The sequence below is a fragment of the Marinobacter sp. genome (genome assembly GCF_041690615.1).
Lineage (GTDB): Bacteria > Pseudomonadota > Gammaproteobacteria > Pseudomonadales > Oleiphilaceae > Marinobacter.
Genome location: NZ_JAWLGY010000002.1, coordinates 221,697 through 234,397 on the forward strand (window position 1 = coordinate 221,697; position 12,701 = coordinate 234,397).

Genomic DNA, 12,701 nt, shown 5'->3' on the forward strand with positions numbered 1-12,701 from the left:
CCTCCGGAAGGTAGTTGGCCAATGTTACGTCCGCTCGCGGACGGCGGATGACGTTCGATGGGTGCCCTGATCAGTCCTTGATCCGGCAGGTGGGTAAAAACCACTAGGCAGCCGGTGCGCCGAAGCAACAGTTGATGGACATCAATTACCGTTCCGCGCAGGTCCATAAACTGTGTCCAGACCTAATCAATCGCTCACAAACCTTGTTGATAAGCGTTCCCACCAGGAGGAACCATGGATTTCGCCCGACGCACATTGCTGGGCCAGATGGCACGCCTGACCGCTGGCGCAGCACTGGTTCCTTTAAGCAGCCTGGCCAGTGCCGGCATCAATGACCAGCCGCCCCGACGGGAAGGTGACAGCACGAAGCGCTATGCCATGCTGATCGACCTTCGCCAGTGCATAGGCTGCCAGGCCTGCACGGTATCCTGCCACATTGAGAACGAAGCGCCCCTGGGCAGCTTCCGTACCATTGTCTCCCAATATGAGGTGGAGAACGAGGATACCGGCGATATTGCCACCATGATGCTGCCCCGGCTATGTAACCACTGCGAAGCGCCCCCCTGCGTACCGGTATGCCCGGTACAGGCCACCTACCAGCGAGAGGACGGCATTGTCGTAGTGGACAACGAGGCCTGTGTGGGTTGCGCCTACTGTGTTCAGGCCTGCCCCTACGATGCGCGGTTCATCAATGAGCACACCCAGACAGCCGACAAGTGCACCTTCTGCGCCCACCGGCTGGACGTCGGGCTGCTGCCCGCGTGCGTGGAATCCTGCGTCGGTGGCGCGCGGATCATCGGTGATATCCGGGATCCGGACAGCCAGATCAGCCGGATGATGGCCGAGCACCATGACGACCTGATGGTACTGAAGCCGGAGCAGGGCACATCGCCCCATGTGTTCTACCTGGGTATGGACGAGCGCTTTGTCACCCGTCCTTTGGCGGACCCCGCAATCTGGGATGTCCGGGACAACGAGGGTAAGGAGATAGGGTATGAGTTTGCTGGCCACTGAAATACTCACACCGCGCTATGAGTTGGCCTGGTACCCCTGGGCGGTGCAGTACTTCTTCATGATCGCCATTTCCTACTCGGCGCTGATGCTGTCGCTGCCGGGGCTGGTGTTCCGTCGGGAGCGGTTCATGCCACTGGCCCGCCTGGCGCTGCTGGTGGCTGTCACCTGCACGCTGGTGGGGCCGGTGGCCCTGTTGGCGGACCTGCACCAGCCGGCCAGGTTCTGGCATTTCTACGCCAGCCCGGCGCCCTGGTCCTGGATGTCTATTGGTGCCGTGCTGCTGCCGCCTTATGTGGTGCTGACCATCCTCTACGGTTATTTTGCCTGGCGTCCAGCGCTGATGGCCCGGGGCGCCGAGGGGCAGGGCTGGGATGCAAAGCTCGCCCGGTTGTTGAGTCTGGGTAACTGGCAGACACCGCGCCTGGCGGTAGTTGTCTTCGGTGCCCTGGCGGCGCTCTTTGCCTGCGGCATCATGGTCTATACCGGCGCCGAAATTGCCATCCTGGCCTCCAGGCCGTTGTGGAATACCAACTGGTTGCCGGTGATGTTCGTGCTCACCGGCCTGATCGCGGCGTCTGGCCTGGTGATGCTGTTGAACCGACTGATGGCGGGGGCCAACGCCGACGTCTATCGTCAGGGCCTCAAAGTGGTCCTGGTCGCTATCATCGGCGCAGCCGTCGTGGCCGCTACCTGGTTTATCCAGGGTATTACCGGTTACAGCCCCTCTGTGCAGGCGGCGCTGGACTCTGTGCGCCATAACCCCGATTGGACCGCCATTGCCGCCTGGGCGCTCAGTGCTGGTGTAGCGCTGTTCCTGATCACCGTTGTCATGCTGCGGGCGCCGAAGTGGCAACGCTGGGCCTGGCTGCTCGGCTTGCTGGCCATCCATATGGGCTGGGCGTTCCGCTGGCTGGTGCTGATGGAAGTGCAGACCGTCGCCAAGAACACCTCCGGCTACTACCACCTGGCGGTGGAAGCCGGATCCTATGGCCTGCTGGGCATTATCGGCACCTTCGGGCTGTGGCTGGCGGTGCTGCTGATTATCGACATCCTGGTGCCCTGGCGTGATGTGAACAACGCCAGAGCTGCCACCTACTGATTGAAGCCGGAGTTTTACCATGGACAAGAATCGCCGTAATTTCCTGAAGGGTGCCGCTGCAGCGGGTGGTGTCGCCACCTTCGCCGCCGGTTATTCCGGCCCCCTGGAAAAAATTGGCAAGGGCCTGGTCAACGGAACTGCCGGCACCGACACCCATCACCGGACTCACGGTAACTCCCTGGCACCGGAGTACACCGTTGACCCGGTGACCGGTGACGTCAGCCTGAATCCGGACCAGCGCATCGCCTTCACCGTCTGCTATGGCTGTACCACCAAGTGTGGGGTTCGGGTTCGTATCGACAACAACACTGAGCAAGTGCTGCGGGTGTCAGGCAACCCCTATCACCCCCTGTCTGCCGACGACCACCTGGACGAGCAGACCCCAGTAATGGATGCCCTGAAGCAACTGAGCAACTTCAGGGACCAGGGCCAGCTCAACCGCTCCACGGCCTGTGCCCGGGGTAACGCGGCCATGGCCCAGCTCACCAGCGAGAAGCGGGTAACGAACGTGCTCAAGCGGGTAGGTCCCCGGGGCGGCAACCAGTGGCAGAGCATCTCCTTCGAGCAGATGCTGGACGAGGTGGTTGAAGGTGGCGACCTGTTTGGAGAGGGCGTCGTAGAAGGGTTGAAAGACCTCCACGACCATGAAACCCCGCTTGACCCCGAAAACCCCGAATTCGGCCCCAAGGCCAACCAGCTGCTGGTTATGGAGGCCACTGACTACGGCCGTTCCTCGGTGCTGAAACGGTTCGCCATGAATGCCTTCGGTACCCGCAACTACGGGCACCACGGTTCCTATTGTGGCCTGGCCTTCCGCATGGGCTCCGGGGCCATTTACGACAACCTGGCCAAGAATACCCACACCAAGCCGGACTACAACAACGCCCGGTTTGCGCTGTTTATCGGCACCGCTCCGAGCCAGGCCGGCAATCCGTTCAAGCGCCAGGGTCGCCTGCTGGCCGAGGCCCGCGCTACCGGCAAGCTCGAATACGTGGTCGTTGATCCGGCGCTGAACGCCACGGCCTCCCATTCTGCCGGTGACCGAAGCCGCTGGGTTCCCATTACACCGGGCACGGATACGGCCATGGCCATGGGCCTGATTCGCTGGATGCTGGAGAACGAAGGCTTTGCGGCGGATTACCTGTCTATCCCAGGGCAGAAGGGTGCCCAGGCCGCCGGCGAAACTGTTCACACCAACGCCACGCACCTGGTGATTGAAAACGAGGATCACCCCAACGTGGGTCGTTTCCTGCGGCTGTCCGATCTGGGCCGTGCCGAGGCGGGTGCCGACGATGACGTACCCGTGGTGATGTCTGTTGACGGTAACCTGGAAAGCTCCGAGGCCCTCGACCGCGCCGATCTCTTCGTGGAAACCGAGGTCGAAACCGCAGGGGGCAGGACACAGGTGAAAAGCGCCCTGCTCAAGCTGCGGGAACAGGCCCAACGCCACACCATTGAGGAATACGCCGAGAACTGTGGCATCCCTGCCGACACGATCCGCAAGCTGGCCGCGAAATTTGCCTCCCATGGCCGGGAATCCGTGGCGGATACCCATGGCGGCATGATGTCCGGCACCGGTTTCTATGCTTCCTTTGGCATCAACATGCTCAACCTGCTGGCGGGCAGTGTTAACCAGAAGGGTGGCATGGCCCTGGGGGGTGGCTCTTTCAACGGGACCGGCGCGGGCCCACAGTATGACCTGGCCAACTTCCCGGGCAAGCGTGGGCCCAAGGGCGTGTTCCTGTCCCGGTCCCGGTTCCCCTATGAGAAGACTGCCGAGTACAAGCGGCGTGTGGCCAACGGTGAGTCTCCCTACCCGGCGCCGGCACCCTGGCGCACCCTGGCACCTCCGCTGTTGACAGAGCACCTGATGTCCGGCCTTGAGGGCTATCCCTACCAGGCCAAGGCGCTGATCAGCTGTATGGCCAACCCGCTGTATGGCCAGGCCGGCCTGACTGCACTGATCGAAGAAAAGCTGAAGGACCCGAAACGGATTGGCCTGTTCGTCGCCGTTGACGGCTTTATCAACGAAACCAACCGCTTCGCCGACTACATTGTGCCGGATTCGGTCATGTATGAAGTCTGGGGCTTTACCGGCGCCTGGAGCGGCACTTTGACCAAAATGACCACCGCCTGCTGGCCGGTGGTTGAACCCCGTCAGGTGAAAACCGCCGACGGTGACCCGGTGAGCCTGGAAACCTTCTTTATCGGTGTGGCCAGGCGATTGGGACTACCCGGATTCGGTGAAGGGGCAATTTCCGACAAGGAAGGTAACACCTACCCGCTGAACCGGGCCGAGGACTATTACCTCCGCGCTGCCGCCAATATCGCCCTCAGTGGAGAGCCGCTGCCTTCCGCGAGTGAGGAAGATATCCTGGCCGGTGGCGTAGAGCCCCTCATGGAGCGGCTGCACGCGCACCTGAAACCCGAAGAGGTGGGGCCGGTGGCACATCTGTACTCCCGGGGCGGTCGCTTCGAAAAGCACAGTGCTGCCTACGCGGGCGACAAGCTCACCCATGGGTGGAAGAAACCCCTGTGCGTGTATAACGAGCAGGTGGGGACCACCCGTGATAGCTACACTGGTGAGCGGCTGACCGGCACACCGTGCTTCCAGGAGGCGAGGTTCTGGAATGGTGCCCCGATGCGGGAGCACTTTCCGGAGAACGAGTGGCCGTTGCTGGCCTTCTCATTCAAGTCCAACCTGATGAACCCCTATGCCATCGGCCTTGAACGCTTGCGGATGATCAAGCCCTACAACCCGGTACTGCTCCACAGCGAAGATGCCGAGCGGTTCGGGGTGGGGCACGGCGATACCATCACCATCGAGAGCCCCGGGGGCTCAGTGACCGGCGTCGCTCTGGTCTGCGAAGGGGTTCAGCGGGGTGCCATCGGCATCGAGCATGGCTACGGCCACCGTGAGCTGGGTGCGTCCGACCATGTTATCGACGGTGAGCTCCACGCCGGGCAGAAATTCCTGGGGGCGGGTGTCAACCTGAACGATCTGGGCTTTGCCGATCCGACCCGCGATGGAGCGGCTACCTGGCTCGAGAATGTGTCCGGCGCATCCATCCGGCAGGGCCTGCCGGTGCGGATCAACAGAGTGGGGTAATTCCATGGGGCGTCTTGCCCCGAATGGTAAAAACGGGGCAGCCGGGCATTCAGTCACTCGGAAAAGAGTGTTTCCAGTACCCGCCGCATACGGCGAGTGTGACTGCCCGGCCAGTATATCCGGCCACAGCCGGGGCACCTCAGAAACGGCCCCTTGCGGGCGCGTGCCTTGTCCGGCACCAGTGTGGCGATTTCCTGTTCAGTGGCTTGCCGCAACGGCGTATTACATACCATGCACCGGGTGAACAGCTCCTTCGTCATACCGATATCGCATGCCTCGGCCACCTCCAGAAGTTGCTCGTGTGGTGACGATGACGTCAGCAATACCGAGTTGCGTGGTCTGAGATAGGTGACCAGGTGGCGGTCACGGGTGAGCAGGATCCGGCCCTCCCGCTCAGCCAGGGCCACCAGGTCATGGTCATCAACATCCGGGATATGAACAGTATCGAATCCGAGCACCCGCAGCCAGCGAGCCAGGCGGCCCAGCATGGCATCTGCCGCAAACCGTTTTTCTGCCTTTGGATAGTCCACGGCGTCTGCTTCTTCCGGTGACGTCGATCACCCCGCGACCGTGCGCCAGCGTGCCGCCGGATCGACCCCGGCGATATCGCGTAGTCCGTCCACGTCCATAAGGGTGATACCCTGATTCTGGGTGCTGATCATATCCTGTTCACGCAGCTGGCGCAGCACACGGCTGACGTGCACAATGCTCAGGCCCAGCGTGTCCGCAATCACGTTGTGGGGAATGCGGAACGTGAGCGGTGATTGAAGGCCCCTGTTCGCCTGATCCGCCTGGTCTGCCGGGATCTTTCGCAGGGCCCGGACACCAATGGGGTTGGCATAGCCGCCCCGGTGGAGTATCTCCAGCAGGAAGTGGGCGATCCGGCGAAGCGCACCATGGCGGGCAAGGCCGACAATACGCTCCGTCATGATGGCCTGTCCCCGTGAAACCATGTTGAGCAACAGTCGGGCGAGGGCCGGGGAGCCGGTGAACAGGTGCATGACTGACAGCTTGTTGTACATGAACAGCGCTGTATCGGTCATGGCGGCGAGGCCAGACAGGTGCAGCGGCTGCGAGAGCTGATCCAGCCCGATGATCTCTCCGGGAAAGTGCACATCGATGATCTGGCGTGTGCCATCTTCCAGAAAACGCTGGGTATAGCACAGCCCTCTCTCCACCACGAACAGACCATGCGCAGGCTCGCCTTCCCGAAGAATGATCTCATCTTTCGGGCAGACCAGTCGTTCTGAAGACAGTTCCACCAGTTGCTGGCGATCCAGTGGCGGCAGTGTGTCCGCATCCTCAAAACATGCATAAAGGCCTGTTTGATATCCCATCGCGCTCCTCCTGATTTTGCTGACTCCTTTACCTCTCTCCAGTCCTGCGAAGCCAGATTCAGCTCCCGGGGACTGGGCACACAGGCGGTAAGTGTCGTGTCCCGACTGATGCCCTATGGTCATCAGTTTCGGTTAATGCGTATCCAAGCTATTGATTAATAGCATTTTGTGCTTTTCAAAGGGTGAGCACAGACAGGCGGTTTTTCAATAAGGAGGGGGCGCATGACCTGGCTATCGGCCAGTAATCAAGGTTGAATCAAACAGCTGTTTAATCTTTGCCGGAGCGCGTAAGTTGCTCTTGTGAACCAGTTCCCTGTTGATCCATTATCAGTTGCAACGGGGGTTTCCGGAGAAGAAATTAAATTTTTGTAGCCTGCTGCTATCGGAGGGATTTCTCAGACAAACATGCCGTCCATGGCGTCATGCCTCTCATGCACAGGCGGTGTCTTTTTCTTTCCGCCCGTGGGCATTGTCAGTCAGTTTCCCGGTGTCCACGCGCACAAACACGGAATCTGCCACGACGGTCATCACGTCTCCCGCCCAGACTTCACAGATGACCCTGCTCTTGCGGCCTACATCGCCTTCAACCCGGGCCTTCAGGGTAAGTTCCACGCCCATGGGTGTGGGCTTCAGGTAGGTCAGGTTGAGTTTGCCGGTGACACAGTCGATTCGGGGCAGGGTGCCGGGCTCGCGGCCTTCGGCCCGGTAGTGCCAGGCCATGGCGGTCCAGTTGGAGTGACAGTCCACCAGCATGGCCAGCAGGCCACCGTAGACCAGTTCCGGCCAGCCAGTGTACTCGGGGGCCGGGGTGTGCCGCGCCACGACATGGGTACCATCGTCTGACCAATAGCTTTTCAGTTGCAGGCCGGTGGGGTGAACGGTGCCACAGCCGAAGCAGATCCCGTCGGGGCTGGCCAGGTCCTGCAGTGCGGTGGGTGTATCAGTCATTACTGCTATCCTTTTGTCGGTTTCTTAGATCGGGATAGCATAACCTGAGATCGAAAATGAATCGAGCGGGCGCTCGATTTTGGTGGATAATTTCTCACCCAAGGCCACCGAAGAGCGACGCGGGCGACGCCCCCCTCCGGCCTGGCTGCCGGGTGTTATGCGGAACGCCCCGTTGCAGCCTGTGCCTGTGCAGCCTGTGCAGCCCGTGCCGCATGGAGCTTGTTGTAGCTCTCCAGCAACCGCAGGTGCCGGTCAAGGCCTTCCAGCTGCATGTTGGTCGGCGTCAGGCCCTGGAAGCGCACGCTGCCGTCCACGGAACCCACCACCGCGTCCATGGTCTCGTCGCCGAACATGCGGCGCAGGTTGACGATAAAGTCGTCCAGTTCCAGCTCGTCGTCCAGCACGATTTCCAGTACGGCATTCATGGCCCGGTAGTAGAGGTTGCGCTCGACGGTGTTGTCGTTGAACTGGAGGAAGGCATCTACCGTGTCCAGGGCCTCTTCATGCTGTTGCAGGGCCAGGTAGATCATCAGTTTGAGCTCGAGGATGGTGAGCTGGCCCCAGATGGTATTCTCGTCGAACTCCACGCCGATCAGGTTGATGATCTTCATGTAGTTGTCCAGCTGGCTCTCTTCCAGGCGCTCCACCAGGTCGGCCAGCTGTTCGTCATCCAGGCGGTGGATGTTAAGGATCTCCTCCCGGTAGTCCAGGGCCATGTTGGTGTTGTCCCACACCAGGTCTTCCACCGGATAGACCTCGGAATAGCCGGGTACCAGGATCCGGCAGACAGGGGCGCCCAGGTCCTCGTGGATGGCCATGTAGACCTCCTTGCCCAGATCTTCCAGGATGCCGAACAGCCGGTCTGCTTCCTGCTGGTTAGTGCCGGAGAAGTCCCAATGACTGAACTCGTATTCGGAGCGGGCACTGAAGAAGCGCCAGGACACCACCCCGGTGGAGTCGATGAAGTGTTCCACGTAGTTGTTGGGCTCGGTAACCGCCAGGCTGTTGAAGGTGGGCGGGGGCATGTCGTTCAGGCCTTCAAAGCTGCGGCCCTGCATCAGCTCGGTCAGGCTGCGTTCCAGCGCCACCTGGAAGCTGGGGTGAGCGCCGAAGGAAGCAAACACGCCGCCGGTTTTCGGGTTCATGAGGGTCACACACATCACCGGGTACTGGCCACCCAGTGAGGCATCCTTGACCAGAATCGGAAAACCCTGTTTCTCCAGCGCCTGTACACCTTCCAGGATGTGGGGATACTGCTCCAGGACAGACAGGGGCACATCCGGCAGCGCGATTTCCTCTTCGATGATCTGTTTTTTCACCGCCCGCTCGAAGATTTCCGACAGGCACTGCACCTGGGCTTCCTGCAGGGTGTTGCCGGCACTCATACCGTTGCTGAGGAAGAGGTTCTCGATCAGGTTGGAAGGAAAATATACCACTTCTCCGTCAGACCGCCGTTCAAAGGGCAGGGAACAGATGCCCCGGTCCACCCGGCCGGAGTTGGTATCGATCAGGTTGGAGCCCTGCAGCTCGCCTTCCGGGTTATAGATGGCCAGGCAATGGTCATCCAGTATGCCCGAAGGCAGTTCGTCATCCGGTCCGGGTTTGAACCACTTTTCATTCGGGTAGTGGACGAACTCCCGGTTGGCAATGTCTTCGCCAAAGTACTGGTCGTTATAGAAGAAGTTACAGCTCAGACGCTCGATGAACTCGCCCAGGGCGGAACACAGGGCGCTTTCCTTGGTGGAACCCTTGCCGTTGGTGAAACACATGGGGGAGGAGGCGTCCCGCACATGGAGCGACCAGACGTGGGGCACGATGTTGCGCCAGGAGGCAATCTCGATCTTCATGCCCAGGTCCCGCAGGATTCCGGTCATGTTAGCGATGGTTTCTTCCAGCGGCAGGTCCTTGCCCTCAATAAAGGTGCGACTGCCCTCAGGCGTCGTCATCAGCAGGGCCTGGGCGTCTTCGTCCAGGTTGTCCACGGTCTCGATCTCGAAGGTCGGGCCGGTCTGGACCACCTTTTTCACGGTACAGCGGTCGATCGAACGCAGGATGCCCTGGCGATGTTTTTCCGGCAGGTCTTCCGGCAGCTCTACCTGGATCTTGAAGATCTGGTTATAGCGGTTCTCCGGATCGACGATATTGTTCTGGGACAGCCGGATATTGTCCGTGGGAATATCCCGGGCCAGGCAGTAAACCCGCACAAAATAGGCGGCGCACAGGGCAGAGGAGGCCAGGAAGTAGTCGAACGGACTGGGAGCGGAACCGTCACCCTTGTAACGGATAGGCTGGTCGGTGAGAACGGTGAAGTCGTCGAACTTCGCTTCCAGTCTCAGGTTGTCGAGAAAATTGACGTTGATTTCCATGGCGAGGCTACCGGATTCGGGAAAATGGCGGGCTTGCTGAACTGGCCGCCATTATCCAGATTTTGCCGGGTCTCGTCTTGGTGGATTACCCCGATATTTTAAGCGGACCGGCCGGAAACCGGTCCATCGTTGGGGCTGTGGGAGCTTACAGGGGCTTGCGCATGATATACCGCAGGAAGTGGGCACCACGCACCGTGGTCTGATGCTCCTGTTCCACCTCGAACCCGTGACGCTGGAAGAACGGCTTGGCGACCACGCTGGCTTCTGTGTGGAGCTCCGTTACATCAAGGGACCTGAGGTGTTCCTCGGCCTTGCGCAGCAAGGCGGAGGCCACACCCTTGCGGGCATAGTTGGGGGCCGTGTAGATAAGGTCAATCTGGCCGTTCCGTTCATAGGAAATAAAGCCCGCGAGCTGGCCGGCTTCCTCTGCCACCAGGGTCTCCAGTGACTCCAGCCGGTGCTGCCAGGTATCCAGGTTGGGTGTGCGGGACGCCCAGGCATAGCGCTGGGTTTCGTCATAGGCGGTCGCAGTCAACTCGTGCACCGACTCGGTAAACAGCCGGACCAGCGGACTGAGATCCTGAATCTGGTATTGACGGATACTGATATTACTGTCGAGCGGCATTGGCGATTCCATCGGGTATGTTACTGATAAACACAGTACGACAAAACCGCCCTGCGGCAAACCGGGAATTCAATTACAAACTGGCAGGATAGCCCCCTGAAAATTCCGGATGCGGATGCCTGATCCGTCAGGGGGCCAGCAGGGTGTGCGTCATATGATCAGAAATTGACCTGTATTCCGAGGCCGATACCATCGATGGTCACGTCACTGTCGTCGTAATAACGCATGTATTCAACATTGCCTGAGAGGTTCTGGGCCAGCTGGATATTAACCCCTGCGCCGTAGGAGAAATCCGACTCGTCATCGGAACGGGAGCCTGCCTCCAGTTCCACCCGGGTGAAGCCAAGAACGGCATAGGGTGTGACCGGGCTTTCGTTGGCCATATTGATCGTGGCATAACCACCGAAGAAATTATCCAGTTTGACCTTTGTGCCATTGACGGTGTCGTCGTTTACGCCGAACCCGGCCCGTGCTTCGGCCCCGAAATAGTCTGTAGCCTGAACGCCAACCTTGGCAGAGAGGGTGCCTACGTCCGCATCCTCCTGGGCATCAATATTCATAAAGGTGTAGTTCACGCCGGTGTAGAGTCCGCCAACACCAGACTTGTACATGTCTTGGGCGAGGGCAGCGGATGACAGGGTGAGACCGGTTGTGGCGATGGTGGCAACGAAAATCTTTTTGCTGATACCCATGCGAAATCTCCTTTCAATGGAAGGTCAGAAGCTGACCGTAGCCGGAACCAGGTTGTCCCGGGCCCGTATATCTGATGGCCAGGTTTCAGCAAGGCCTGACTTTACAGATACAGACTGCATCAACACCAGTGATCCTGCCAACGAGATTGCTGCTTTTTACACGGTCTTTACGCTCACCCGGGGTGGTTTGGGCGTATCTTTTCCTGGCCCGGGGCAGTTCTGGCGGGTCACTGCCGGAGCGACAGAGCGGTCCGTTAATAGGAAACGGAAAGCTGGAGCCGGCTCGCAACATAGTGGAAAACGAAACGAGGACACGTCGCGTTATCGCGAAAATGCTGCCAACGTTCTGCAACGTGACACCAAAATGTCATAAATGTCATGTAAAACGCCGAACCTTTTTGTGCGGGGGAGCGTCATAGCTGATGTGTAAGGGCATTTCCACGCCCATTTAAAGAGAGGTAGTTATGAATGCAAAATCCCTGATCACCGTTACGCTTGTCGGTTCCCTCATCCTTGGTGGCTCTTCACTTGCCCTTGCCGGTCCAGGCAACGGCAAGGGAGGCCAGGCTGCCGACGCTCCCGCATCAGCGGTCGTCGATCCGGATCTCACCGAGGTTGAAATCAGTGACCTCCGTTATATGAGGGAAGAGGAAAAGCTGGCGCGGGATGTTTACCTGACACTCGACGAGCAATGGGGTACACAGACCCAGGTGTTTGCCAGGATCGCCCTTTCCGAGGAAACCCATACATCGACGGTCGACTACCTGCTCGACAAGTTTGGTGTTGAGGATCCCGTCGTTAACGACACCATTGGCGTATTCACCAATCAGGAGTTACAGGCCCTTTATAACGAGCTGGTTGCCAGGGGCAAGGCATCCTTCATTGATGCCCTTTATGTCGGTGCACTGATTGAAGAAAAGGACATGCGCGACATTCTGGCGGCCATTAACCAGACCGACGAGCGGCCCATTATTATTGCCTATTCCAACTTGCTGGATGGCTCCAAAAGCCACCTGCGGGCCTTTGTCTGGGTAATCGAGAACCAGGGCCTGAGCTACGAGGCCCAGTTGCTGGACCCTGAAGAAGTCCGTCTGATCCTTGAGGATGAAAGTGCGGTTGAAGAGTAATCTGCTCTGAAAACAGCAAGGGCGGCCTCCCGGGGCCGCCCTTTTTTGTCCGTTTGCCCGCCGCGGTGCCGCCGGTGGCAGCCCCGAAAACGTCCGATGTGCTGTGCTAGGAAACGGTATTACCTGCGCTGCTGGTAAGGACAGCGAGGGTTTTCTGAACATGCTCGGCGACTTCCGCCCCCAGTGGTGTGAGATAGCCGCCATCCTTCTGGGATATCAGCCCCTTCTGATGCAGGCGTTCGGCCGCTGCCACTACAGCCGGGTCGGCGGTGTGTTGATGTACCTTGATGCCTTCCAGCGTAGAGGAAGAATCAAACAGCGCCAGCAGGTTGAGCTCGCTGAGGTGATCCGGGGAAAAGGGCATGGGGTTTTCCTTTTTGATGA

The 12,701-nt window shown here is 59.6% G+C and carries 11 protein-coding genes; 4 read left to right on the forward strand and 7 right to left on the reverse strand.

All coding sequences use genetic code 11. The features are described from left to right. The first annotated feature begins 234 nt into the window (after nt 1–234). The 3 genes from ttrB to ACESMZ_RS02640 are packed head-to-tail and all read left to right on the forward strand — an operon-like array spanning nt 235 to nt 5,222. A complete protein-coding gene (gene ttrB / locus ACESMZ_RS02630) occupies nt 235–1,014 on the forward strand; it encodes a tetrathionate reductase subunit TtrB (protein WP_372956949.1) in 780 nt (259 codons plus the stop codon). Further along, nucleotides 995–2,113 (forward strand): NrfD/PsrC family molybdoenzyme membrane anchor subunit, encoded by a 1,119-nt coding sequence (gene nrfD / locus ACESMZ_RS02635; protein ID WP_372956950.1) that lies wholly within the window; start codon nt 995–997, stop codon nt 2,111–2,113. Before ttrB ends, nrfD begins: the two co-directional genes overlap by 20 nt. A gap of 19 nt (nt 2,114–2,132) precedes the next feature. Further along, nucleotides 2,133–5,222, forward strand: a complete 3,090-nt coding sequence (locus ACESMZ_RS02640) for a molybdopterin dinucleotide binding domain-containing protein (protein ID WP_372956951.1) — start codon at nt 2,133–2,135, stop codon at nt 5,220–5,222. A gap of 53 nt (nt 5,223–5,275) precedes the next feature. Here the strand turns inward: ACESMZ_RS02640 and ACESMZ_RS02645 are convergent, their stop codons facing one another. The 6 genes from ACESMZ_RS02645 to ACESMZ_RS02670 form a co-directional block, all read right to left on the reverse strand. Beyond that, nucleotides 5,276–5,752, reverse strand: coding sequence for a Mut7-C RNAse domain-containing protein (locus tag ACESMZ_RS02645; RefSeq protein ID WP_372956952.1), 477 nt, complete (start codon nt 5,750–5,752; stop codon nt 5,276–5,278). A 27-nt stretch (nt 5,753–5,779) separates the two neighbouring features. After that, nucleotides 5,780–6,559 carry a Crp/Fnr family transcriptional regulator gene (locus ACESMZ_RS02650; protein WP_372956953.1) on the reverse strand — a complete coding sequence of 260 codons (780 nt, stop codon included), beginning with the start codon at nt 6,557–6,559 and terminating at the stop codon, nt 5,780–5,782. Nucleotides 6,560–6,988: 429 nt separating this feature from the next. Beyond that, a complete protein-coding gene (locus ACESMZ_RS02655; RefSeq protein ID WP_372956954.1) occupies nt 6,989–7,507 on the reverse strand; it encodes a PaaI family thioesterase in 519 nt (172 codons plus the stop codon). A gap of 155 nt (nt 7,508–7,662) precedes the next feature. Then, entirely contained in the window at nt 7,663–9,873 is a 2,211-nt protein-coding gene (locus tag ACESMZ_RS02660; protein WP_372956955.1) for an OsmC domain/YcaO domain-containing protein, read from the reverse strand. Between the two features lie 145 nt (nt 9,874–10,018). After that, the gene (locus ACESMZ_RS02665) at nt 10,019–10,498 is read right to left on the reverse strand and encodes a GNAT family N-acetyltransferase (RefSeq protein WP_372956956.1); all 480 of its coding nucleotides are present in this window, start codon (nt 10,496–10,498) and stop codon (nt 10,019–10,021) included. Nucleotides 10,499–10,656: 158 nt separating this feature from the next. Then, on the reverse strand, nt 10,657–11,190 hold the full coding sequence (locus ACESMZ_RS02670; protein ID WP_372956957.1) for an outer membrane beta-barrel protein: 534 nt from the start codon (nt 11,188–11,190) through the stop codon (nt 10,657–10,659). Between the two features lie 464 nt (nt 11,191–11,654). Between ACESMZ_RS02670 and ACESMZ_RS02675 the strand changes: the two genes are divergently transcribed. Then, complete coding sequence (locus ACESMZ_RS02675; protein WP_372972151.1) at nt 11,655–12,317, forward strand: DUF2202 domain-containing protein; 663 nt, start codon at nt 11,655–11,657, stop codon at nt 12,315–12,317. Between the two features lie 106 nt (nt 12,318–12,423). Here ACESMZ_RS02675 and ACESMZ_RS02680 read toward each other — a convergent pair whose 3' ends face one another. Beyond that, entirely contained in the window at nt 12,424–12,681 is a 258-nt protein-coding gene (locus ACESMZ_RS02680) for a TIGR02647 family protein (protein WP_372956959.1), read from the reverse strand. Between the last annotated feature and the right edge of the window lie 20 nt (nt 12,682–12,701).